The sequence below is a fragment of the Cupriavidus mimosae genome (assembly GCF_023952485.1).
In the GTDB taxonomy this organism is placed as follows: Bacteria; Pseudomonadota; Gammaproteobacteria; order Burkholderiales; family Burkholderiaceae; genus Cupriavidus; species Cupriavidus taiwanensis_C.
In genome coordinates, this window is sequence record NZ_JALHRY010000013.1 from 119,774 (window position 1) to 143,306 (window position 23,533).

General features: G+C 66.4%; 23 protein-coding genes and 1 tRNA gene. 11 read left to right on the forward strand and 13 right to left on the reverse strand.

Going from position 1 to position 23,533, the window contains the following annotated elements; translation table 11 throughout:
• Positions 1-175 precede the first annotated feature (175 nt).
• Together MKD50_RS22845 and MKD50_RS22850 are read left to right on the forward strand one after the other, a co-directional pair.
• Positions 176-859 carry an RNA pyrophosphohydrolase gene (locus MKD50_RS22845; protein WP_111519110.1) on the forward strand — a complete coding sequence of 228 codons (684 nt, stop codon included), beginning with the start codon at positions 176-178 and terminating at the stop codon, positions 857-859.
• A complete protein-coding gene (locus MKD50_RS22850) occupies positions 852-1,433 on the forward strand; it encodes a CNP1-like family protein (protein ID WP_115704862.1) in 582 nt (193 codons plus the stop codon). The genes MKD50_RS22845 and MKD50_RS22850 overlap by 8 nt, the downstream gene beginning before the upstream one ends.
• Before the next feature lie 68 nt (positions 1,434-1,501).
• On the opposite strand, the gene proB is transcribed toward MKD50_RS22850, so the two are convergent.
• From proB to rplU, 4 genes are all read right to left on the reverse strand, one after another.
• The gene (gene proB, locus MKD50_RS22855; RefSeq protein WP_115681177.1) at positions 1,502-2,620 is read right to left on the reverse strand and encodes a glutamate 5-kinase; all 1,119 of its coding nucleotides are present in this window, start codon (positions 2,618-2,620) and stop codon (positions 1,502-1,504) included.
• A 51-nt stretch (positions 2,621-2,671) separates the two neighbouring features.
• Complete coding sequence (gene obgE, locus MKD50_RS22860) at positions 2,672-3,769, reverse strand: GTPase ObgE (RefSeq protein WP_252668779.1); 1,098 nt, start codon at positions 3,767-3,769, stop codon at positions 2,672-2,674.
• A gap of 120 nt (positions 3,770-3,889) precedes the next feature.
• The gene (gene rpmA, locus MKD50_RS22865; protein ID WP_115704864.1) at positions 3,890-4,150 is read right to left on the reverse strand and encodes a 50S ribosomal protein L27; all 261 of its coding nucleotides are present in this window, start codon (positions 4,148-4,150) and stop codon (positions 3,890-3,892) included.
• A 39-nt stretch (positions 4,151-4,189) separates the two neighbouring features.
• Complete coding sequence (gene rplU, locus MKD50_RS22870; protein ID WP_006576525.1) at positions 4,190-4,501, reverse strand: 50S ribosomal protein L21; 312 nt, start codon at positions 4,499-4,501, stop codon at positions 4,190-4,192.
• Between the two features lie 479 nt (positions 4,502-4,980).
• Here rplU and ispB point away from each other — a divergent pair, with 479 nt between their 5' ends.
• The gene (gene ispB / locus MKD50_RS22875; protein WP_115681179.1) at positions 4,981-5,910 is read left to right on the forward strand and encodes an octaprenyl diphosphate synthase; all 930 of its coding nucleotides are present in this window, start codon (positions 4,981-4,983) and stop codon (positions 5,908-5,910) included.
• 116 nt (positions 5,911-6,026) lie between these two features.
• A tRNA-Pro gene (locus MKD50_RS22880) sits at positions 6,027-6,103 on the forward strand.
• Between the two features lie 60 nt (positions 6,104-6,163).
• Here the strand turns inward: MKD50_RS22880 and MKD50_RS22885 are convergent.
• Both MKD50_RS22885 and MKD50_RS22890 read right to left on the reverse strand, forming a co-directional pair.
• Positions 6,164-6,478, reverse strand: a complete 315-nt coding sequence (locus MKD50_RS22885) for a helix-turn-helix domain-containing protein (RefSeq protein WP_252668780.1) — start codon at positions 6,476-6,478, stop codon at positions 6,164-6,166.
• Entirely contained in the window at positions 6,465-6,803 is a 339-nt protein-coding gene (locus MKD50_RS22890; protein ID WP_115704870.1) for a type II toxin-antitoxin system RelE/ParE family toxin, read from the reverse strand. The genes MKD50_RS22885 and MKD50_RS22890 overlap by 14 nt, the downstream gene beginning before the upstream one ends.
• A 314-nt stretch (positions 6,804-7,117) precedes the next feature.
• Between MKD50_RS22890 and pilB the strand changes: the two genes are divergently transcribed.
• The 6 genes from pilB to MKD50_RS22920 all read left to right on the forward strand — a co-directional run bounded on the left by pilB (position 7,118) and on the right by MKD50_RS22920 (position 12,979).
• The gene (gene pilB / locus MKD50_RS22895) at positions 7,118-8,842 is read left to right on the forward strand and encodes a type IV-A pilus assembly ATPase PilB (protein ID WP_252668781.1); all 1,725 of its coding nucleotides are present in this window, start codon (positions 7,118-7,120) and stop codon (positions 8,840-8,842) included.
• A gap of 65 nt (positions 8,843-8,907) precedes the next feature.
• Positions 8,908-10,179 carry a type II secretion system F family protein gene (locus tag MKD50_RS22900; RefSeq protein ID WP_062801799.1) on the forward strand — a complete coding sequence of 424 codons (1,272 nt, stop codon included), beginning with the start codon at positions 8,908-8,910 and terminating at the stop codon, positions 10,177-10,179.
• A gap of 3 nt (positions 10,180-10,182) precedes the next feature.
• Positions 10,183-11,094, forward strand: coding sequence for a prepilin peptidase (locus tag MKD50_RS22905; RefSeq protein WP_252668782.1), 912 nt, complete (start codon positions 10,183-10,185; stop codon positions 11,092-11,094).
• A gap of 84 nt (positions 11,095-11,178) precedes the next feature.
• Positions 11,179-11,805 carry a dephospho-CoA kinase gene (coaE, locus tag MKD50_RS22910; protein ID WP_115704875.1) on the forward strand — a complete coding sequence of 209 codons (627 nt, stop codon included), beginning with the start codon at positions 11,179-11,181 and terminating at the stop codon, positions 11,803-11,805.
• Positions 11,806-12,014: 209 nt separating this feature from the next.
• Entirely contained in the window at positions 12,015-12,773 is a 759-nt protein-coding gene (gene zapD, locus MKD50_RS22915; protein WP_115681185.1) for a cell division protein ZapD, read from the forward strand.
• A 17-nt stretch (positions 12,774-12,790) separates the two neighbouring features.
• Complete coding sequence (locus tag MKD50_RS22920; RefSeq protein WP_111519102.1) at positions 12,791-12,979, forward strand: DNA gyrase inhibitor YacG; 189 nt, start codon at positions 12,791-12,793, stop codon at positions 12,977-12,979.
• A 25-nt stretch (positions 12,980-13,004) separates the two neighbouring features.
• Here MKD50_RS22920 and MKD50_RS22925 read toward each other — a convergent pair whose 3' ends face one another.
• The 5 genes from MKD50_RS22925 to secA all read right to left on the reverse strand — a co-directional run bounded on the left by MKD50_RS22925 (position 13,005) and on the right by secA (position 20,731).
• A complete protein-coding gene (locus tag MKD50_RS22925; protein ID WP_115704877.1) occupies positions 13,005-15,044 on the reverse strand; it encodes an OPT family oligopeptide transporter in 2,040 nt (679 codons plus the stop codon).
• 92 nt (positions 15,045-15,136) lie between these two features.
• Complete coding sequence (locus tag MKD50_RS22930; RefSeq protein WP_252668783.1) at positions 15,137-15,583, reverse strand: NUDIX domain-containing protein; 447 nt, start codon at positions 15,581-15,583, stop codon at positions 15,137-15,139.
• Positions 15,580-16,485 (reverse strand): ATP-binding protein, encoded by a 906-nt coding sequence (locus tag MKD50_RS22935; protein ID WP_115704881.1) that lies wholly within the window; start codon positions 16,483-16,485, stop codon positions 15,580-15,582. The genes MKD50_RS22930 and MKD50_RS22935 overlap by 4 nt, the downstream gene beginning before the upstream one ends.
• 85 nt (positions 16,486-16,570) lie before the next feature.
• Entirely contained in the window at positions 16,571-17,809 is a 1,239-nt protein-coding gene (gene argJ / locus MKD50_RS22940) for a bifunctional glutamate N-acetyltransferase/amino-acid acetyltransferase ArgJ (RefSeq protein ID WP_252668784.1), read from the reverse strand.
• A gap of 141 nt (positions 17,810-17,950) precedes the next feature.
• Positions 17,951-20,731 (reverse strand): preprotein translocase subunit SecA, encoded by a 2,781-nt coding sequence (gene secA, locus MKD50_RS22945; RefSeq protein WP_252668785.1) that lies wholly within the window; start codon positions 20,729-20,731, stop codon positions 17,951-17,953.
• Between the two features lie 258 nt (positions 20,732-20,989).
• Here secA and MKD50_RS22950 point away from each other — a divergent pair, with 258 nt between their 5' ends.
• Positions 20,990-21,493 (forward strand): DciA family protein, encoded by a 504-nt coding sequence (locus tag MKD50_RS22950; RefSeq protein WP_115704887.1) that lies wholly within the window; start codon positions 20,990-20,992, stop codon positions 21,491-21,493.
• A 69-nt stretch (positions 21,494-21,562) separates the two neighbouring features.
• On the opposite strand, the gene lpxC is transcribed toward MKD50_RS22950, so the two are convergent.
• Together lpxC and MKD50_RS22960 are read right to left on the reverse strand one after the other, a co-directional pair.
• The gene (gene lpxC, locus MKD50_RS22955) at positions 21,563-22,480 is read right to left on the reverse strand and encodes a UDP-3-O-acyl-N-acetylglucosamine deacetylase (protein WP_062801809.1); all 918 of its coding nucleotides are present in this window, start codon (positions 22,478-22,480) and stop codon (positions 21,563-21,565) included.
• Between the two features lie 153 nt (positions 22,481-22,633).
• Positions 22,634-23,140, reverse strand: coding sequence for a peroxiredoxin (locus tag MKD50_RS22960; protein ID WP_252668787.1), 507 nt, complete (start codon positions 23,138-23,140; stop codon positions 22,634-22,636).
• Positions 23,141-23,533 lie beyond the last annotated feature (393 nt).

Below are 23,533 nucleotides of genomic sequence, written 5' to 3' on the forward strand. Positions count from 1 at the left end.
CCGCCGAGGTCGGAAAAATCCGTCCCGGCACAATCCGGGGGGCTGGCGGCGCTGAATTATGCGCACGCGCCTGAAACTGCCCTTCCGCTCGGGGAAAACCACCATCCCCCGGTCCGGGCCCGGCTGCGCGCTTCCTTTATAATCAGCGTAATTCTAAAGGATTCGAGGTGCAGTCATGCTCGATCGTGAAGGCTTTCGCCCGAACGTCGGCATCATCCTCCTCAACGCAAGAAACGAGGTTTTCTGGGGCAAGCGAATCGGCGAACACTCCTGGCAGTTTCCGCAGGGCGGCATCAAGTACGGCGAAACGCCGGAACAGGCCATGTACCGCGAACTGCATGAGGAAATCGGCCTGCTTCCGGAGCACGTCAGGATCGTCGGTCGCACGCGCGACTGGCTGCGTTACGAGGTGCCGGACAAGTTCATCCGCCGCGAGATCCGCGGCCACTACAAGGGCCAGAAACAAATCTGGTTCCTGCTGCGCATGGCCGGCAGGGACTGCGACATCCACCTGCGCGCCACCGAGCACCCGGAGTTCGATGCCTGGCGCTGGAGCCACTACTGGGTGCCGCTCGAGGCCGTGATCGAGTTCAAGCGCGATGTTTACCAGATGGCGCTGACGGAATTGTCGCGCTTCCTGAACCGGCACCCGCGCGTGCCGCTCAGCCCGTATGGGACGCACGGCAACCATGGTGCGCATGGCGTGCACGGGCGCCACGGCGGGCCGCGCGGCCAGGCGCTGAGCCGGGCGCAGGCCGCGCAGCAGGCCGACGCCGACGGCAATGCCGAAGCCCCGGCCACGGCCGACTACGTTTCGCCGGCGACGCCGGTATCCACCTCACGGAGCACTGATGACTAGTTTGACCGGCGTGGGCCGCCGCGGCGGCCTGAGCGCGGCCGGATTGCTGCTTGCCGCGGCCAGCCTGGCCCTGGCCGGCTGCAAGACCACCGGCAAGGAGATGGCCGAAGAAGAAAGCACCTGGAACAACCCGTTCGCGCCCAAGACCTTCGAGGAAGCCAAGGCCATGCTGCCGGCCTTGCCGCAGGAGGCCAACCTGATTCCGTTCTCGGTGGCGGGCACCGGCACGCTGTCGTTCGCGGTGGACAGCAAGTCGATCTCGGTGGGCAAGGACAACGTGGTGCGCTACACCGTGGTCACCACCAGCCAGAGCGGCGCGCGCAACGTGACCTTCGAAGGCATGCGCTGCGACGCTTTCGAGCGCAAGCTGTACGCGACCCTGCCCCCGGGCGCCACCGAGTGGGTGCCCAACAGCAGCGACTACGGCGAGACCTGGCACCGCATGCAGGCCGGAGTGCGCAACGCCTACGCCGCCACGCTGGCGATCGATTTCTTCTGCGAGGGTCGCACCGTGGCCGGCAAGCCCGCCGACATGGTGCTCGAGCTGCAATCGCGCGCGCCGCACAAGCGCTGACGCAACCGGTGCAGGTATAAAAAAACGGCGGGACTGCCAGGCAGTCCCGCCGTTTTTGCTTGCATCGATCAGACCAGCACCAGGTTGTCGCGATGGATCAGCTCGGGCTCGTTCAGGTGGCCGAGCACGGATTCGATCTCGGACGACGGCTTGCGCGCGATCAGCCGCGACTCCGCGCTGGAATAGTTGGTGATGCCGCGCGCCACCTCCTTGCCTTGCGCATCGACGCAGGCGATCACCTCGCCGCGGGCGAATTCGCCCTGCACCTCGACCACGCCGATCGGCAGCAGCGACTTGCCGCCGCTGGTCAGCTTCTCGACCGCGCCGTTGTCGATCACGACGCGGCCGCGCAGCTGCAGGTGGTCTGCCATCCATTGCTTGCGTGCCGTCAGCCGGCCGGTCGGCGCCAGCAGCTGGGTGCCGATCGCCTCGCCGGCCGCCAGGCGCTCCAGCACGTTGGCCTCGCGGCCGGATGCGATGGTGGTGTGCGCCCCCGACTTGGCCGCGCGCTTGGCCGCCAGGATCTTGGTCAGCATGCCGCCGCGGCCAATCGAGGTGCCGGCGCCGCCGGCCATGGCTTCCAGCTCGGGCGTGCCGGCCAGGGCTTCGTCGACGAACTGCGCGGCCGGGTCCTTGCGCGGATCGGCGGTGTACAGGCCGCGCTGGTCGGTCAGGATCACCAGCGCGTCGCCTTCGATCAGGTTGGTAACCAGCGCGCCGAGCGTGTCGTTGTCGCCGAACTTGATTTCGTCGGTGACCACGGTGTCGTTCTCGTTGATGATCGGCACCACGCCCAGCGACAGCAGCGTCAGCAGCGTCGAGCGGGCGTTCAGGTAGCGCTCGCGGTCGGCCAGGTCGGCGTGGGTCAGCAGCACCTGCGCGGTGCGGATGCCATAGCGGCCGAACTGGCTCTCGTAGACCTGCGCCAGCCCCATCTGGCCGACGGCCGCGGCGGCCTGCAGCTCATGGATTTCCTTCGGGCGGCGCGCCCAGCCGAGCCGCTGCATGCCTTCGGCAATGGCGCCGGAACTGACCAGCACCACTTCCTTGCCGGCCACGCGCAGCTTGGCGATCTGGGCCGCCCAGCGGGCGATGGCGTCGTGGTCCAGCCCCTTGCCGTCGTTGGTGACCAGGCTGGAGCCGACTTTGACGACGATGCGCTTTGCCTGCGCGATGACCGATTGCATGGTGGAAATCCTGTCTCCGGAGATCGTTCGGAACCGCTGATTGTTTGTTGTCTATGCCTCGCGCTGGTCCTGGTCGACGTTATGCAGGCGGTCGTCCAGGCGGATGTCCGGCTCTGCCAGCGCCGCGGCCTCTTCGGCCTTGATCGCCTGCAGGTGGTCCTTGATCGCATAGATCAGCTCGCGGCAGCCTTCGCCGGTGAGCGCCGAGATCTGGAACACCGGGCCCTTCCACTTGTAGCGCTTGAGGAAGTCCTTCACCTTCGCCGCGCGCTCGTCCTCGGCCACCATGTCGAGCTTGTTCAGCACCAGCCAGCGCGGCTTTTCATACAGGGTCTCGTCGTACTTCTTCAGCTCGTTGACAATGGCCTTGGCCTCGGCCACCGGATCGACCGCCTCGTCGAACGGCGCCAGGTCGACGATATGCAGCAGCAGCCCGGTGCGCTGCAGGTGGCGCAGGAACTGATGACCCAGGCCCGCGCCTTCGGCCGCGCCCTCGATCAGGCCGGGGATGTCGGCGACCACGAACGATTGCTCATGGTCCACGCGCACCACGCCCAGATTCGGATGCAGCGTGGTGAACGGGTAGTCCGCCACCTTGGGGCGCGCGTTGGAGATATGCGAGATAAAGGTCGACTTGCCGGCATTGGGCATGCCCAGCAGGCCGACGTCGGCCAGCACCTTCAGCTCGAGCTTGAGCATGCGGCGCTCGCCCGGCTTGCCGTCGACCTGCTGGCGCGGCGCGCGGTTGGTACTCGACTTGAAGTGCAGGTTGCCCCAGCCGCCCATGCCGCCCTCGGCCAGGCACACGCGCTGGCCGTGCTCGGTCAGGTCGGCGATGACCTCGCCGGTGTCCATGTCGGTGATCAGCGTGCCCACCGGCATGCGCAGCGTGATGTCTTCACCCGCGGCGCCGTAGCAGTCGGAGCCGCGGCCGTTCTCGCCGTTTTTCGCCACGTGCTTCTTGGCGTAGCGGAAGTCGATCAGCGTATTGATATTGCGGTCCGCCACGGCGAACACGCTGCCGCCCCGGCCGCCGTCGCCACCATCCGGGCCGCCGAAGGGCACAAACTTCTCGCGCCGGAACGAGGCGCTGCCATTGCCGCCGTTGCCGGCGATGGCTTCGATTCGGGCTTCGTCGATGAACTTCATGATGGGTTTTCCGTAATGGATCGGCAGGAATCGGCTGATCGGGACCGGCGTAGTTTACTTCGCCAGAAAAGAAAAAGCCCCGCAAGCGTTGCGGGGCCTTTCATCCTGCAAAGGCTGTTATCAGGCCGCCGGAACGACGCTGACTTGCTGCTTCTTGGCAGGGCCCTTGACGGCGAACTGCACGTGGCCGTCGATCAGGGCGAACAGCGTGTGGTCCTTGCCCACGCCGACGTTGTCGCCGGCATGCACGCGGGTACCGCGCTGGCGGATGATGATGCCACCGGCGTTGATGGCCTGGCCACCAAACACCTTCACGCCCAGACGCTTCGATTCGGAATCACGGCCGTTCCGCGTGGAACCGCCGCCTTTTTTCTGTGCCATGTCTTACTCCTGTCGCTTTACCGGATTACGCTCGATCGATCAGGCAACGATCGCTTCGATGCGCAGTTCGGTGTAATTCTGACGATGGCCCTGACGCTTCTGGTAGTGCTTGCGACGGCGCATCTTGAAGATCTTCACCTTGTCGTGACGACCCTGGGAGATAACGGTAGCCTTGACGGAAGCCCCGCTCACCAGCGGCGTACCAAACTTGATTTGGTCGCCGGCGCCCACTGCGAGCACCTGGTCGAGCGTGATTTCTGCGCCAATGTCTGCCGGTATCTGTTCTACTTTCAGTTTTTCGCCAGCAGCAACCTTGTATTGCTTGCCGCCGGTTTTTACGACCGCGTACATTGTCGAACCTCTCGGATGTGAATAAAACGCCGAAACCGCGCGATGCGGCCCCGGTTATCTCCCGCCGGCAAGGACCCGCAAGGCGAGCGACTACCGGAGGAAACCGGGAATTGTAAACGAGATCGGGGAAAACTGCAAAGAAAACAGGCACATAGCCCGTGAGCGGCGCGCCCGGCACAATCGGCGGCCGCTTCGGTCAGGTCAGATCGGCGAGCAGGAATCCCGCCAGTGCGGCAAACGCCACCCACCAGGCAGTGCGGCGCAGTTGGCGGCGAGGTATGGGCTTGTCCATGACCGCATTATAGTGGCGCCGGCCATCGGCGCCGGTGCGCGCATGCCCTGGGCCCAGCGCCCGGCAAACTATGCGGGGCATGCGTAGAACGCCGCCTGCATCGCATATAATCGTCCGGTTTTGCGTAACGGTGATCATCTTGTCCCAGCCTTCCGCCACTGCCTTGCTTGCCCCGGTCGCTGCAGACATGCGCGCGGTCGATGCTGTTATCCGCCAGCGGCTGTCCTCTGAAGTCCCGCTGATCGAACAGATCGGCGAATACATCATCGGTGCCGGCGGCAAGCGCCTGCGCCCGGTGATCCTGCTGCTGACGGCGCGCGCGCTGGGCTACGACGGCAACCGCCACCACGAGCTGGCCGCCGTCGTCGAGTTCATCCACACCGCCACCCTGCTGCACGACGATGTCGTCGATGAGTCCGAGCTGCGGCGCGGGCGCGATACCGCCAACGCCGTGTTCGGCAATGCCGCCAGCGTGCTGGTGGGCGACTTCCTCTATTCGCGCGCGTTCCAGATGATGGTCGATGCCGGCAGCATGCGCATCATGGAAATCCTGTCCAACGCGACCAACGTGATCGCCGAAGGCGAGGTGCTGCAGTTGCTGAACATGCACGACCCGGATGTCACCATCGAGCGCTACCTGCAGGTGATCCGCTACAAGACCGCCAAGCTGTTCGAGGCCGCCGCGCAACTGGGCGCGGTGCTGTCCGGCGCCGATGCGCAGATGGAAGAAGCCGCCGCCGAATACGGCCGCCGCATCGGCACCGCGTTCCAGCTGATCGACGACATGCTCGACTACACCGCCAGCGCCGAGCAGATGGGCAAGAACGCCGGCGACGACCTGCGCGAAGGCAAGCCCACCCTGCCGCTGCTGCACCTGATGGAACACGGCACGGCCGAGCAGCGCCAGCTGGCCCGCGACGCCATCGTGCAGGGCGGCACCGAGCATTTCGACGCGGTCTTTGCCGCGATCCATGCCAGCGGCGCGCTCGAGGTCACCTTCGAGGCCGCCCGGCGCGAGGCCGAAGCCGCCGAGCAGGCAGCGCGACAGTTCCCGCCGTCCGAGCTGAAGGAAACGCTGATCCAGCTCTGCGCCTTCTCGCTGCAGCGGCAGTCCTGAGCCGGGAAGCGCGGCGGGATGGGGCGTTTTCCTCCGCCCTCTTCCATTCCCAAAAAAACGCTGCTAAACTTACGTTCTTTGCTGCTGACGCTGAAACGTCTGCCGGCAAACCAAATCGGGGTGTAGCTTAGCCTGGTAGAGCGCTACGTTCGGGACGTAGAGGCCGGAGGTTCGAATCCTCTCACCCCGACCAGATTTAAGAAGCCGAATCAACGAAAGTTGGTTCGGCTTTTTGTCTTTTTACCCCTCCTCCTCAGCCCTTGATGGCTTTGCGCTGTCGCTTGAAAGCTTTCAGCTCCGCTACGGAGAAAAGCTGGCTGCGCCCGACTTCCGCCCGTGGAGCCACCTTGCCATCGCGCACCAGCCGGCGGAAGGTCGCCATCGAGATTTCGAGGTATTGGGCAGCCTCTGCCGCGGTGAAATCCTCCTCCGCCAGATGGCCGAAGACTTCCTCATGCGAGAAATTCTCATCGCCAAAAGCCTGCTGCCCGATCAGTGTGAAAAACCTGACGCGCTCCCGCGCGGGCAACGCGCCGAGGGCATGCAGCAGGTCTTCAGCGGTCATCATGTCCATTCTTTTCTGCCCTCAGGTATTTCTTGAGCTCGTCATAGAAGTTCTCATGCGAGCCGACCTTATAGAAATCGATCCATAGCACTTCAAGTGCCACGCCTTTCACGTTGAACTCCAGCGGCATTGGCCGGTAGGCGATCAGGTATTCCTGCCGGTTGAACCTGAATTTGTGCACCCGGATGCCAGCCAAGTCCCCGACCTTCGCTTCCCCCAGCTCGGGCACGGCACAGAGCTCCTCGACCTCGTCTTCGATCGCCAGTTGCAGCGGCTTGTGTGCTTTCTTGACGAACTGAACGAAAGGCTTCTTGTAGTTTCGTCTCATGCGACGTTATACACTCACTTTTGATTCTATAACAGATCAGACCACGCCGGGCGCCGGCTAGCCACCATGCCGAGAAGCATGGCTGGCCAGCGACCAGTGGGGATGGAGGCAATTCTCAAATTGCCGTCTGCTGTGTTCGCCGCCCGCCTGAGCCCCGCGCAAGTAGGGTTGCGCCGGTGTCGCGCAAACGCCAATACGTCCCGCCGTCGCCTTTACAAAAAGTGACCCCATCGGCAAACTGGCCCGATCCCAAGAAGCGGGCTCGTCTCGTCCTGCCTGTCCGCGGACACTGCTCCAACCACTGCGCACCTGACATGACACTCGGACTTGCCCTGGCCCAGAGCCGGCGTATCGCGCCCGCCCTGCTTGCTCAGCTGGAGCAGGCCGCGCGTGATAAGCAATCGCAGCTGATCGACGAGATCATCGGCAGCGGCACCATGAGCGCGCATGACGTGGCGCTGTTCGCCGCGGACAAGTACCAGCTGCCTCTGCTCGATCTGGCCCAGTACAACCTGGCCAAGGTGCCGCCGGCGCTGGCCGGCAACCGTGAGTTCCACGCCCACCGGCTGCTGCCGCTGGGCCGGCGCGAGAACCGCCTGGTGCTGGCGCTGTCCGATCCGTCCAACCAGGCCGGCCTGGACGCGATCCGCGACAAGTACAAGCTGCCGGTCGAAGCGGTGGTGGTCGAGCACGACAAGCTGATGAAGCATGTGCGCGCCGCCGGCGAGGCGCTGGGCACGCTGAAGAACATCTCGCCGGTGCAGGCCGAGCGCAAGATGATCGAATACGATCCGGTCGCGGCCGCCGCCAACCCGCGCAACCGCACCACGGCCGACAATATCGACGACGCCCCGGTGGTGCGCTTCCTGCAGAAGCTGCTGACCGAGGCCTTCCACCGCGGCGCCTCGGACCTGCACTTCGAACCGTTCGAAACCTTTTACCGCATCCGCTTCCGCGTCGATGGCGTGCTGCAGGAGGTCGCGCGCCCGCCGCTGGACATCCGCGACAAGATCGCGACCCGCATCAAGGTGCTGTCGCGGCTGGATATTTCTGAAAAGCGCGTGCCGCAGGACGGCCGCATGAAGCTGCTGATCGCGCTGCCCAAGGACAAGGATGCAAAGGAAACCGTCGAGAAGGCGGTGGACTTCCGCGTGTCGACGCTGCCCACGCTGTTCGGCGAGAAGATCGTGATGCGGATCCTGGAATCGTCCTCCGACAAGCTCGATATCGACCAGCTCGGGTATGAGCCGGAGCAGAAGGCGCTGCTGCTGGACGTGATCAAGCGCCCCTACGGCATGGTGCTGGTGACCGGCCCTACCGGCAGCGGCAAGACCGTGTCGCTGTACACCTTCCTGAACCTGCTGAACCAGGGCGACATCAATATCTCGACGGCCGAGGACCCGGCTGAAATCCAGCTGCCGGGCATCAACCAGGTCAACGTCAACGACAAGGCCGGGCTGACCTTCGCCACCGCGCTGCGCTCGTTCCTGCGCCAGGATCCGGACATCATCATGGTCGGCGAAATCCGCGACCTGGAAACCGCCGACATCTCCATCAAGGCCGCGCAGACCGGCCACCTGGTGTTGTCGACGCTGCACACCAACGACGCGCCGACCACGCTGACGCGCCTGATGAACATGGGCGTGGCCCCCTTCAATATCGCGTCGAGCGTGCTGATGATCACCGCGCAGCGGCTGGCGCGGCGGCTGTGCAGCTGCAAGCGCGAGGGCGAGATCCCGCGCGAGGCCTTGCTGGAAGCGGGCTTCCGCGAGCACGACCTGGACGGCAGCTGGCAGCCCTACCACCCGGTCGGCTGCGAGCGCTGCAACGGCAGCGGCTACAAGGGCCGCTGCGGCATCTACCAGGTGATGCCGATCACCGAGGCCATGCAGGAAATCATCCTGACGCACGGCACCGCCCTGCAGATTGCCGAGCAGGCGCGCAGGGACGGCGTGCTATCGTTGCGCGAAGCGGGGCTGCTGAAGGTCAGGCAGGGCGTCACGTCACTCGAAGAAGTGCTGGCGACCACGAACACGTAGGAAAGCAAGACACAACGTAAAGACAAGACGCACAACAAGCGTCATTTGCATCGGGGGTCAATAACATGGCGACGCGCGCACCAGCAGCGGGCGCCCGGACGGGGGCACCGTCACGGGCCAAATCAGGGAAGGGACGCAAGGCCCCCACCCAGTACATCTTCGAGTGGGAAGGCAAGGACCGCAAGGGCAAAACCTTCACCGGCGAGCTGCGCGCCGAAAACCAGGCCGAGGTCACCGCCACGCTGCGCAAGCAGGGCCTGACCATCGTCAAGCTCAAGAAGCGCAAGGCGGCGCGCGGGCGCAAGATCACCGAGAAGGACATCGCCTACTTCACCCGGCAACTGTCGACCATGCTCAAGGCCGGCATCCCGCTGCTGCAGTCGATCGACATCATCGCGCGCGGGCACGTCAACCCTAACTTCACCCAGCTGCTCTCCGACATCCGCTTCGACATCGAGGCTGGCAGCAGCATGGCCGCGGCGTTCCGCCGCCACCCCAGATACTTCGACACGCTCTACTGCAACCTGATCGATGCCGGCGAACAGGGCGGCATCCTGGACTCGCTGCTGGAGCGCCTGTCGCTCTACATGGAGAAGACCATCGCGCTGAAGGGGCAGATCAAGTCCGCGATGATCTACCCGATCGCGGTGCTGACGGTCGCCTTTGCCGTCACGGTGATCCTGATGCTGTTCGTGATCCCGGCGTTCAAGGGGGTGTTCTCCAGCTTCGGTGCCAACCTGCCCGCACCGACGCTGCTGGTGATCGCAATCTCGGACTTCTTTGTCCAGTACTGGTACCTGGTCATCGGCGCGCCGGTGGCCGGCATCAGCTTCTATCTGCGCGCGCTGAAGAAGTCCGAGAAAGTGCAGCGCGCCACCGACCGCGCGCTGCTGAAGCTGCCGATCTTCGGCAGCCTGTTCCGCAAGGCCGTGATCGCGCGCTGGACCCGCACCCTGGCAACGATGTTCGCTGCGGGCACGCCGCTGGTGGAATCGATGGAGTCCGTGGCCGGTGCCGCCGGCAACTGGGTCTACTACGACGCCACCCGCGAGATCGAGCAATCGGTGCGCATCGGCACCAGCCTCACCAACGCGATGCAGGCGACCCATGTGTTCGACAACATGGTGCTGCAGATGACGCAGATCGGCGAGGAGTCCGGCGCGCTGGACAATATGCTGCTGAAGGTGGCGGAGTTCTACGAGCGCGAGGTGGACGATGCCGTCGCCGCCATTTCCAGCCTGATCGAGCCGCTGATCATCGTGGTGCTGGGCGTGCTCATCGGCGGCATGGTGGTGGCGATGTACCTGCCGATCTTCAAGCTGGGACAGGTGGTGTAAGCGATGCAGCCGGTGTGGTCCGCTACCCCTTATCCGACCGGAGCCGCGACCGGCACCGCCCCGCTGCTGCACGCGCTGGCGGCGCTGCCGCCAGTCTTCCTGGTGGCGGCAGCGGGGCTGCTGGGCCTGGTGGTCGGCAGCTTCCTCAATGTGGTGATCCACCGCGTGCCGCGCATGATGGAGCGCGACGAGGCCAACTACATTGCCGAGCTGCGCGGCGATCCGCTGCCCTACCCCGGCCGCTACAACCTGATGGTGCCGCGCTCGGCCTGCCCGCATTGCGGCCACGCCATCGCCCCATGGGAGAACGTGCCGGTGCTGAGCTACCTGTTCCTGCGCGGGCGCTGCTCGGCGTGCAAGGCGCCGATCAGCGTGCGCTATCCGCTGGTGGAACTGGCCAGCGGCGTGCTGAGCGCACTGGTGGCATGGCGCTTCGGCCCGGGCGCGCAGGCGCTGGCCGCGCTGGTGCTGGTGTGGGGGCTGGTAGCGCTGACCATGATCGATGCCGATACGCAATTGCTGCCGGACCAGATCACGCTGCCGCTGCTGTGGATCGGCCTGCTGCTGAACCTGGCCGGCCTGTTCGTGGCGCTGCCCGATGCGGTGATCGGCGCCGCCGCCGGCTACCTGGTGCTGTGGCTCGCCTACTGGCTGTTCCGGCTGCTGCGCGGCAAGGAAGGCATGGGTTTCGGCGACTTCAAGCTGATGGCGGCGCTGGCGGCCTGGTTCGGCTGGCAGGCGCTGCCGGCGCTGGTGCTGCTGTCGTCGGTGGCGGGCGTGCTGTTCGGGCTGGCCAATATCGCGCTGCGCCGCCAGGACCGCGATACGCCGTTCCCGTTCGGGCCCTTCATCGCGCTGGCCGGCGTGGTGGTGCTGCTGTTCGGTCCCGGGGTGCTGCCGGTGTTTGCCTGGTGACGGCCGCGCGGCTGTGATCGGGCCACGGCCGAAGCGGCCGAAGCTGGTATCGTTGCGGCAACGACGTCTGACAGAAACTATCACATGCTGGAAATCGGACTGACCGGCGGCATCGGCAGCGGCAAGACCCGCGTGGCGGACATGTTTGCAGCGCGCGGCGCCGCGATCATCGATACCGACCTGCTCGCGCATGAGATTACCGCTCCGGGCGGGCGCGCCATCCCGGCGCTGGTCGAAGCCTTCGGCGCCGCCTGCCTGCGCCCGGACGGCGCCATGGACCGCGACGCGATGCGCGCGCTGGTGTTTGCCGATCCCGCCGCCAAGGCGCGGCTCGAAGCCATCACCCACCCGCTGATCCGCGCGCTGACCGCCGAACGCGCGCAGTCGATCCGCGCTGCCGGCGCGCACCCGTACCTGATCTACGTGGTACCGCTGCTGGTGGAATCGGGCTCGTGGCGCGAGCGCGTGGGACGAGTGCTGGTGGTCGACTGCACCGAAGCCACGCAGGTGGCCCGCGTGATGTCGCGCAACGGCTTCAGCCGCGAACAGGTGCTGGCGATCATGGCCAGGCAGGCCACGCGCGCGGCGCGCCTGGCATGTGCCGACGACGTCATCGACAACGACGGGCCGGTGCAGGCGCTGGTGGCGCAGGTCGACCGGCTCGACCGCTACTACCGTGAACTGTCGGCCGCGGGCACGGTCCATCCATAACGCGCCAGGCCGGCGCGGCGGCGCATGGCATCATGCGCGCGACATTGTCCTCGGACCTTGTCTCGCATAGAATGCGCTGGAACATGCCGGGAAATCGCCGCATAGTGCCGGTATTCCACACGCATAGATCGCCCTTTCCGGTATTTCCCGGGCCTCATTCTGCACCGGGCCGCCCCTGAAGCGCCCGACGCCCTGCACGGACACAGCACTTGATTCTGTACGAATACCCTTTCAACGAACGCATCAGGACTCTCCTGCGCCTGGAAGACCTGTTCGATCGGCTGGAATACTTCCTCGGCCAGGATCATGCCCAGCAGCACCACGTCGCGCTGACCACGCTGTTCGAGATCATCGACGTGGCCGGCCGCGCCGACCTCAAGACCGACCTGATCAAGGAACTGGAGCGCCAGCGCCAGGCCCTGGCGCCGCTGCGCGCCAATCCGCAGATTGACCAGGACGCGCTCGACTCGGTCATCGGCGAGATCGAGCAGGGCATCGCCATGCTCAACCAGACCGTGGGCAAGGCCGGCCAGTTGCTGACGGATAACGAGTGGCTGACCAGCATCCGCAGCCGCGCCATCATCCCGGGCGGCACCTGCGAGTTCGACCTGCCCGCCTACTATGCCTGGCAGCATCGCCCCGCCGAAGACCGCCGCGCCGACATCCTGAAATGGGCGCGTCCGCTGGTGTCGCTGCGCATGGGCACGACCATCGTGCTGCGCCTGCTGCGCGAAGCCGGCCAGAGCGGCAAGGTGATCGCCACCGGCGGCAGCTACCAGCAGATGCTGTCGGGCCGCAGCTACCAGCTGATGCAGGTCTGGCTGGACGACTCGCTGCTGGCCTTCATCCCCGAGATGAGCGCCAACAAGTACATGCTGTGGGTGCGCTTCACGCAGCAGGACGGCGACCTGCGCCCGCGCTCGGTCGATGCCGATATTCCGTTCCTGCTGAAACTCTGCAATTTCTGAAGCCTGCGCTGAACGCCATGCCTGCTGTCGTCAAATGCCCCACCTGCGGCACCGAGGTGGCCTGGGTGACCGAAAACAAGTTCCGCCCCTTCTGTTCCGAGCGCTGCAAGCAAATCGATCTCGGCGCCTGGGCGTCCGAGAAATACGTAATTGGCGGCAAGCCGGGCGAGACCTCGCCCGACCGGTCCGAAGACGAGGACGACTGAGGGCGCGACGCCGGCGCCCCCGTCTTCAATGCGCCGCCGCCAGCACGCGGCGATAGAAGCCCACGCACACCAGCACGAACACCGCCAGGCCCAGCCACTGCGCGGTCGCTTCAAACCCGCCACCGACCACGGCCAGCGGCGCATCGCTGCCTGACAGGCCGATCACCGCGGCCAGCATCACGCCGACCAGGCTTTCGCCGACGATCAGGCCGGACGCGAGCAGCGTGCCGCGCCGTTCGGCGTGCTCCAGCGCCAGCCGCACGTCGTCGCCGCGCGCGGTGGCGCGGCGGCGCTCGGCGCGCAGCAACAGCCACGACAACACCGCACCCACCACCAGTGCCGAGCTGATCGTCGGCGGCAGGTAGATGCCGATGCCCACCGCCAGCACCGGCAGGCGCGCCGCGCCGCCACGGCGGCGCAGGATTTCGTCGATGGCGATCAGCACCACGCCCAGCCCGATGCCGACCAGGATCATGTTCCAGTTGAGCTGGTGGGTGAAGATGCCGGTGGCGATGGCGGTCATCAGCGTCGCCTGCGGCGCGGCCAGCGCCTGGTTCGGGTCCATGCCCGCACGCGGCAGCGCGCCGGCGAAGCCATAGGCGTTGTAGAGCAGCTCGAGCACCGGCGGGATCACCGCTGCGCCGACCACGCAGCCGATCAGCAGCGCCACCTGCTGGCGCCACGGTGTCGCGCCGACCAGCCAGCCGGTCTTCAGGTCCTGCAGGTTGTCATTGGCGATGGAGGCCACCGCCACCACCGCGGAGGTGGTGAAGATCGCCAGCGCGATCGCGAACTTGCCGCCCTCGGGCGTGGCCAGCAGGCCGTCGGCCTGGCCCGCCAGCAGGATCAGCAGCGACACCAGGATCACCGCGATGATGCCGATGCCCGAGATCGGGCTGGCCGACGAGCCCACCAGTCCGGCCATATAGCCGCACGCCGCCGCCACCAGGAAGCCGAAGATGAAGGCGAACACCACCGCGTAGACCACCAGGCGCCAGCGCGCCCCGCCACCCAGCGGCGCCGGTGCGAGGAACCAGGCGAACACCGTCACCAGCACCGCCAGCAGTGCCAGCATCACCAGCCCGATCCACTTCGCGGGCATGTCCTGCTGCGTGCGCGGCACGCTGCCCTGCCCCGCCGGACCGGCCTGCAGCGCGCCGAACGAGGCGCGGATGCCATACAGCATGGGCTTGGCCAATGACAGCAGCGTCCAGATCGCGGCGATGCCGATGGTGCCGGCGCCGATAAAGCGTGCCTGCTGGCTCCAAACCATGGTGCCGAAGGCCGACAGCGTGGCACCGTCCGGGCGTGGCGTGACCGCGGTCAGCCACGGCACCGCGACGCCCCAGGTCAGCCCCAGCCCGAGCAGCATGGCCAGCCCGCCGACGATGCCGACCAGGTAGCCCGCGCCCACCAGCGCCAGCGAGAAGCCCATCGACAGCCGCACCACCGAAGCTCCCGCCGACAGCCAGAAATTGGCGCCCTCTGCCAGCACGCGCAGCCCGCCTGCGGCGAAGCTGAACAGCCCCGCCACCAGGCCCCCGGCCATCAGGTCGGCCAGGCCGGTCGCCTGCGGCTTCTGGCCCGGCGTGGCTTCAGCCGGCGCGGCGCTGCCCACGCGCAGGATTTCCGCCGCGGCAACGCCCTCGGGATAAGGCAGGTCGCTCTGCACCACCATGGCATGGCGCAGCGGGATGCTGAACACCACGCCGAGCATGCCGCCCGCCGCGCAGATCGCCAGCGTCTGCCAGAACGGGAAGCCTTGCCAGTGGCCCAGCATCACCAGGCCGGGCAGGATAAAGATGATCGACGACAGGGTGCCCGCGGCCGAGGCCTGCGTCTGCACCATGTTGTTTTCCAGGATGTTGGCGCCGGGGAAGAGCCGCAACACGGCCATCGAGATCACCGCCGCGGGGATCGCCGACGAGAAGGTCAGCCCGACCTTCAGGCCCAGGTAGATATTGGAGGCGGTGAACACGACCGTGATCAGCGCACCGAGGATGATGCCGCGCAGGGTCAGTTCAGGCAGGGAAACGTCGTCGGCGATGCGATCGACACGTAGCATGCAGGTTCCTTTCCTGTGGATCCGGGCCGCTGGCCCGGGCGGCGCACAAGCGGGCGCCGCGGCCGCTTGTCGGTGACGCGGGGACGGCAGGTTCAGCCGTTGCGCGCTTCCTCGGCCAGCCATGCCACCACGGGAATGGTGGCCGGCAGCAGCGGCCCCACCGTCACCGGCGTGCCCTGCCACGAGAAGGCCTGGCCTTCGCGGCCGACGGGCTCGCCCTGCCAGGCCGTGACCTTGCAGAAATGCAGCCGCACATAGGCGTGCGGGTAGTCATGTTCCAGGATGTGCCAGCGCTCGCATTGCGTGACATCAAGCCCTAGCTCTTCATGCAACTCGCGCGCCAACGCTGCTTCCACCGACTCGCCCGGCTCCAGCTTGCCGCCGGGGAATTCCCAGTAGCCCTCGTAGGGCTTGCCGACCGGGCGCTGCGCCAGCAGGAAGCGGCCGTCGGACTGCACCAGCACGCCGACCGCCACCTCGGTCACCTTGCGCGGCGGGTTGCCGCCGGTGGCCGCGGGGTTCTGCGTCGCCGCGCTCATGCCTTGGCGTCCCCGGCAACATCGGCGATGTACGGCTTGCCGTGCTTGCCGCCCCAGTCGCGCGCGAACTGCCAGGCCACCCGGCCCGAACGCGAGCCGCGCTCCAGTGCCCACACCAGCGCATCGCCGCGCGCGGCGGCGATGTCCTCGTCGGTGCAGCCGAAGTGCCGCAGCCAGTGGCCGACAATGGCCAGGTACTCGTCCTGTTTGGGCGGGTAGAACGACAGCCACAGGCCAAAGCGCTCGGACAGCGAGATCTTCTCTTCGACCACTTCGCCGGGATGGATCTCGCCGTCGTCGGTGTGGCGGTAGCTCTCGTTGTCCTTCATGTACTCCGGCAGCAGGTGCCGCCGGTTGGACGTGGCGTAGATCAGCACGTTGTCCGATTGCGCCGCCACCGAGCCATCCAGCGCCGACTTGAGCGACTTGTAGCCCGACTCGCCTTCCTCGAACGACAGGTCGTCGCAGAAGATCACGAAGCGCTCGGGCCGTTGCGTGACCAGCTCGACGATATCGCCCAGGTCGCCCAGGTCATCCTTATCGACCTCGACCAGCCGCAGCCCGTCCTTGACGAAGGCATTGAGGCAGGCCTTGATCAGCGACGACTTGCCGGTGCCGCGCGCGCCGGTCAGCAGCACGTTGTTGGCCGGCAGGCGGTTCACGAACTGGCGCGTATTGCCGACGATGGCATCCTTCTGGCGCTCGATGTTCTTCAGGTCGTCCAGGTGGATCGGCGGCAGCTGGCGCACCGGCTGCAGGTAGCCGATATTGCCGAACAGGCTCTGACGCTTGCGCCAGCGGAACGCGACCGCCTCCTGCCAGTCCGCGTCGCTCAGTTGCGGCGGCAGCCATTGTTCGAGTCGGGCAAGGAAGTTATCGAGGCGGGCGGCGAGGTCGGACATGGCAGCGGGGCGTCAGGGAATGTAGGGTGCCGATGGTTGCTTGCTCCCTCTCCCCTCGGCGGGAGAGGGAAGCAAAGCAGAGTGCTCAGGAACGGTAGTCGGCGTTGATCGACACGTAGTCGTGCGACAGGTCGCAGGTCCACACGGTGGCTTCGGCGTTGCCGCGGCCCAGCGCGATGCGCACCGTGATCTCGGCCTGCTTCATCACGCGCTGGCCGTCTTCTTCGCGGTAGTCGGGATTGCGGCCGCCATCGCGTGCGACCCAGACATCGTCCAGCCACAGGTTGACGCGGCCGACATCGAGGTCGTCCACGCCGGCATAGCCCACTGCGGCCAGGATGCGGCCAAGGTTGGGGTCCGAAGCATAGAACGCGGTCTTGACCAGCGGCGAATGCGCGACCGCGTAGGCGATCTGGCGGCATTCCGCCACGTCCTTGCCGGCTTCGACGCGGATGGTGATCAGCTTGGTGGCGCCTTCGCCGTCGCGCACGATCATCTGCGCCAGCTCCTGCGCCAGGCTGGTCACCGCCTCGCGCAGCGCATCGAAGGCCGGACCTTCGGCGCGGTCGACCACCGCACCGGACTTGCCCGAGGCGATCAGCACGAACGAATCGTTGGTCGAGGTATCGCCATCGATGGTGATGCTGTTGAACGAATGATCGGCGGCATGCGTCACCAGCGCCTGCAGCACCGGCTGTGCCACCGCGGCGTCCGTGGCGATAAAGCCCAGCATGGTCGCCATGTTCGGGCGGATCATGCCCGCCCCCTTGCTGATGCCCGACAGCGTCACGGTCTTGCCGTCGATCTGCACCGTGCGCGATGCGACCTTGGGCTGGGTGTCGGTAGTCATGATCGCTTCCGCTGCGGCCAGCCAGTTGTCGGCGCCGGCGTTGGCGATGGCGGCGGGCAGCCCGGCCAGCAGCCGGTCCATCGGCAGCTGCTCGAGGATCACGCCGGTCGAGAACGGCAGCACCTGCGCGGCATCGATGCCCAGTTGCGCGGCCAGCGCGTCGCAGGTGGCGCGGGCATTGGCCAGGCCCTGCTCGCCGGTGCCGGCGTTGGCATTGCCGGTGTTGACCACCAGCGCCCGGATGCCCTTGCCCGACTTGTTTGCAACCGCCAGGTGCTCGCGGCAAACCTGCACCGGCGCGGCGCAAAAGCGGTTGCTGGTGAAGACGCCGGCCACCGTGCTGCCTGCGGCCACGCGCACCACCAGCACGTCCTTGCGGTTGGCCTTGCGGATGCCCGCCTCGGCCCAGCCGAGCTCCACGCCGGCGACGGATTTCAGGTTCTCTGCCTGGGGCAGCGGAAGATTGACGGGCATGCAGGACTCCTCGATGTTGCTGCTAGCGACTTGCTGGTCTCAGACGAACATGCCCGCGAAGGGCGGGCATGTTCGATTCCTCTTGCGCCACTCCCGTGCTGCGGGGAGCGGCGTCATACCGGATGCCCGGCGTGGCTCAGCTCAGCTGAGCCTGCCGTGGCACTGCTTGAACTTCTTGCCCGAGCCGCACGGGCACGGATCGTTGCGGCCGACCTTGGGCATGCCCGCCAGCGCCAGCTCGGCGGCGGCCACGGCGGTGCCGGTGCGCGGCGATGGCGCCGCCTGCTCGACCGGCTCGCGGCCTTCGGCGAACTCATCGTGCTTGTACTGCACGTTCTCCAGGTGCGTCAGGCCTTCCTCGATCTCCTCGGAGGCCTGTTCCAGTTCTTCCGGCGACTGGATCTGCACGTTGAAGGTCACGCGCGTGACTTCGTTCTTGATCACGTCCAGCAGCCGCGCGAACAGCTCGAACGACTCGCGCTTGTATTCCTGCTTGGGGTCCTTCTGCGCATAGCCGCGCAGGTGGATGCCCTGGCGCAGGTGGTCCAGCGCTGCCAGGTGCTCGCGCCAGTGGGTGTCGATGCTCTGCAGCATGACCGAGCGCTCGAAGCCGGCGAACGACTCGCGGCCGACCATGGCCACCTTGCTGTCGTAGCGCTCCGTCGCCGCCTTCATGATCAGGTTGAGCAGCTCTTCGTCCTCGATGCTTTGCGCGCCCTCGATGGTCTGCGCCAGCGGCACTTCCAGGCCCCAGTCCTCGCGCAGGCGCGTTTCCAGGCCGGCGATGTTCCACTGCTCTTCCATGGTGTCGGCCGGCACGTGGTCGCGGAACAGCTCGATCAGCACGCTCTCGCGCAGGTTGACCACCATTTCGCCGACGTCATTGGCTTCGAGCACGTCGTTGCGCAGCTTGTAGATTTCCTTGCGCTGGTCGTTGGCGACGTCGTCGTACTGCAGCAGCTGCTTGCGGATGTCGAAGTTGCGGCCTTCCACCTTGCGCTGCGCCGATTCGATCGAGCGTGTGACGATGCCGGCTTCGATCGGCTCGCCCTCGGGCATCTTCAGGCGCTCCATGATCGCGCGCACGCGGTCGCCGGCGAAGATGCGCAGCAGCTGGTCGTCCAGCGACAGGTAGAAGCGCGACGAACCCGGGTCGCCCTGGCGGCCGGCACGGCCGCGCAGCTGGTTGTCGATACGGCGCGACTCGTGGCGCTCGGTGCCGACGATATGCAGACCGCCGGCGGCCTTGACCTGCTCGTGCAGCGACTGCCATTCATCCTTGAGCTGCTGGATGCGCGCGGCCTTGTCAGCGTCGGCCAGGCTGGCGTCGACCTCGATGAAACCGGCCTGCTTCTCGACGTTGCCGCCCAGCACGATATCGGTACCGCGGCCCGCCATGTTGGTGGCGATGGTGATCATCTTGGGGCGGCCGGCCTGCGCCACGATCTCGGCTTCGCGCGCATGCTGCTTGGCGTTGAGCACCTGGTGCGGCAGCTGCTCGCGCTCGAGCAGGCCCGACAGGTATTCCGAGGTCTCGATCGAGGTGGTGCCCACCAGCACCGGCTGGCCGCGCTCGTAGCAGTCGCGGATATCGCGCACCACGGCGTCGTAGCGTTCCTTGCCGGTCTTGTAGATCTGGTCCTGCAGGTCCTTGCGCTGGGTCGGGCGGTTGGTCGGGATCACCACCACTTCCAGGCCGTAGATCTCCTGGAACTCGTACGCTTCGGTGTCGGCCGTGCCGGTCATGCCGGCCAGCTTCTCGTACATGCGGAAGTAGTTCTGGAACGTGACGGTCGCCAGCGTCTGGTTTTCCTGCTGGACGGTGACGCCTTCCTTGGCTTCCACCGCCTGGTGCAGGCCATCGGACCAGCGACGGCCGGTCATCAGGCGCCCGGTGAATTCATCGACGATCACGACTTCGTCGTTCTGCACCACGTAGTGCTGGTCGCGATGGAACAGGCTGTGCGCGCGCAGGGCCGCGTACAGGTGGTGCATCAGCGTGATGTTCTGCGGCGCGTAGAGCGATTCGCCCTCGCCGATCAGTCCCAGCTGCGACAGGATATCTTCGGCCTTTTCATGGCCGGCCTCGGTCAGGTAGACCTGGTGACCCTTCTCGTCGACGTAGTAGTCGCCCGGCTTCTCGACCCCGGTGCCGTCGGCTTTTTCTTCGCCGATCTGGCGCTCGAGCAGCTTGGGGATGCCGTTCATGCGCTGGTACAGGTCGGTCTGGTTCTCAGCCTGGCCGGAGATGATCAGCGGGGTGCGGGCCTCGTCGATCAGGATCGAGTCCACCTCGTCGACGATGGCGTAGTGCAACGGCCGCTGCACGCGCTGCGACGGGTCGTAGACCATGTTGTCGCGCAGGTAGTCGAAACCGAACTCGTTGTTGGTGCCGTAGGTGATGTCGGCGTTGTACGCCGTCTGCTTCTGATCGTGCGCCATCTGCGACAGGTTCACGCCCACCGACAGGCCCAGGAAGTTGTACAGCCGGCCCATCCACTCGGCATCGCGCTGCGCCAGGTAGTCGTTGACGGTGACCACGTGCACGCCCTTGCCGGTGATGGCATTCAGGTACACGGCCAGTGTCGCGGTCAGGGTCTTGCCTTCGCCGGTGCGCATTTCGGCGATCTTGTTGTCGTTCAGCACCATGCCGCCGATCAGCTGCACGTCGAAGTGGCGCATCTTCATGACGCGCTTGCTGGCCTCGCGGCACACGGCGAAAGCCTCGGGCAGCAGCGCCTCGAGCGATTCGCCGCCGGCGTGGCGCTGCCGGAAGGCCTCGGTCATGCCGCGCAGCTCGTCGTCGGAGAGCTGCTCGAACTTCGGCTCCAGCGCATTGATCTGCGCCACCGTGCGGCGGTATTGCTTGATCAGCCGCTCATTGCGGCTGCCGAAGACTTTCTTGAGAAGGCCCGTGATCATCGATTGCTTTCACCTGCGCGGAACCGGGTGGCATCCCCAGCGAAGGCGGGCTGCCCCGGCGGCCGGGCGCGGTAATGGATAGATTGGCGCAAAACGCCGAGTTTATCATGTGCCGGGGTCACGGCCGGCGGCGCGGCGCGCTGGCGCGGCGCCCTGCCGCGAGCAGTTTGGGATGGTAGCGCCGGCTTCTTCCGGCCGCCCTCGCTTTCCGCCCGCACCGCCCTGCGTGCATGCGCCGCCCCTTGCTAGAATGGATCCATGCGCCGCTTCACCCATCCCGCCCTGCAGACCCCCGCCGCCAAGCCGCTCAACGACTGGCTGGACAAGGCCGGCCCGGTGTCGACGCTGCTGCAGACCGCGCGCCAGCTGTCGGTGCTGGAAGCCGAGGTGCTGGCGCTGCTGCCGGCGGGCATGCGCGCGGGCCTGGCCGTGGCCGGCATCAAGCGCGATCCGTCCGACCCGAACGGCCAGGTACTGCTGTTGCTGGCGGCCCATGGCGCGGCCGCGGCGCGGGTGCGCCAGGTCGTGCCGACGTTGCTCGGACGCCTGCAGCAGCGCGGCTCGCCGGTCACCTCGATTCGCGTGCGGGTGCAGCCCGAGGTGCAGCGCCATTCCGACTGGGAGGTGGAGCCGGTGGCACGCCCGCGCACCGGCGGCCGCATGACGCCCACCGGGCTGGCCAATCTGGACCAGCTCGCGCGCAGCCTGCCGGATTCGCCGCTGCGCGACGCGCTCAATACGCTGCTGTCACATCACCGCTGAGCGTCCGCGCCGCCTCCAAAGCAAAAGAGCCGACCTGTACAGGTCGGCTCTTTCTCTATGCGGGGCAGCTCAGGCGAAAGCCGGCTGGGCCTGCGGCAGGAACGCCGCCGGAGCTTCCTCGACGCGGTCGAAGGTGACCAGCTCGTAGGCCTCCTGGTCCGCCAGCAGCGCGCGCAGCAACTGGTTGTTCAGGCCGTGGCCGGACTTGTTCGCCACATAGGCACCGATCAGCGGATGTCCCACCACGTACAGGTCGCCGATCGCATCCAGGATCTTGTGGCGCACGAACTCGTCGCCGTAGCGCAGTTCCTCGTTGTTGAGCATGCGGTGCTCGTCCAGCACGATCGCGTTGTCCAGGCTGCCGCCGCGCGCCAGGCCCATCTCGCGCAGGGCCTCGACCTCGTGCGCAAAGCCGAAGGTGCGGGCGCGGGCGATCTCGCGCACATAGCTGGTGTCGGCAAAATCGATCGAGAAGGTCTGGCCGGTCTTGTCGACCGCCGGGTGGCGGAAGTCGATGGTGAACGACAGCTTGAAGCCGAAGAACGGCTCCAGCCGCGCCAGCTTGTCGCCTTCGCGTACTTCCACCGGCTTCTTCACCCGGATGAAGGTCTTGGCCGCGTTCTGTTCTTCGATGCCGGCCGACTGCAGCAGGAACACGAAGGACGCCGCGCTGCCGTCCATGATCGGGATTTCCTCGGCGTCGACGTCGACATAGAGGTTGTCGATGCCCAGGCCGGCGCAGGCGGACATCAGGTGCTCGACGGTGGAAACGCGCGCGCCATCCTTCTGCAGCACCGACGCCAGGCGCGTGTCGCCGATGGCCGACGCGGCCACGGGAATCTCGACGGCCTCGGGCAGGTCGACGCGGGTGAAGACAATGCCGGTACCGGCCGGGGCCGGTCGCAGCGTCAGCGTGACCTTGCGGCCGGAGTGCAGGCCGATGCCAACGGTCTTCACCAGGGATTTGATCGTGCGCTGTTTGAGCATGACAGCCTCAACAATTATTAAAATCTATCGTGTTATCTTTTTGATTAAGGGATTTTACCACCACATCCGGGGCGCTGCAGCCGGCTTTTGTTTCCGGCTGTTAACACACCCGTCGCAAGTTACGTATTATCCACGTTTACCCGGATGACTGTGTCAGCCACGCAACGCCGCCAGCACCGCCTCGGCGCTGCTGACGCGGAATTCACCGGGGGCCTCGACATCGAGCCGGGTCACCACGCCATCGTCGATCACCATGGCAAAGCGCTTGGCGCGCACGCCCATGCCACGCGCGCTCAGGTCCTGGTCCAGGCCCAGCGCGCGCGTCCACTCGGCGCTGCCGTCGGCCATCATCCGGACCTTGCCGGCCACCTGCTGCTCGCGGCCCCAGGCGCCCATCACGAAGGCATCGTTGACCGAGACGCACCAGACCTCGTCCACGCCGGCGGCTCGCAAGGCCTCGGCATGCTGCACGAAGCCTGGCACATGCTTGGCCGAACACGTCGGCGTGAAAGCGCCGGGCAGGCCGAACACCACGATCTTGCGGCCGCGGACCAGATCCGCCACCTTGAACGCATTGGGGCCGAGCGCGCAGCCGTTGCTTTCGGTCTCGAAGAATTCCTGCAGCGTGGCGTCGGGGACGCGGGAACCGACAGTGATCATGGCTTTCTGGTTTTCCTTGGGTGTCTGGACGGGTCTATGAAGGATAGGACGGATGCGGGGCCGCATGGCGGCGCGTTGCCGCTGGGCAACCTAACGATCATAGGCGCCCGCCCGGCGCTGCCAAAGCCGGATCACATTCGCTTGCGTTCGAACCAATATTCGGACGAATTCCGATACAGCTGAAGACGCTACAAAGACGTCCGCGCGGCGCACCTTTTGGGTGCGCCGCGCGGACGGCGATACATCCCGACCGGGAAGGCGGGAAACCAGTCCGGGGAGGCGGCCAGCGGCACGCCCGAACCCGGCAACGGGATGCGGGTGAAGTCAGTCCGGCGCAGGCGCGGCGCCGCCAGCAGCCCGGCGGTTCACGTCAGCCATGCAAGGCACGCGCGG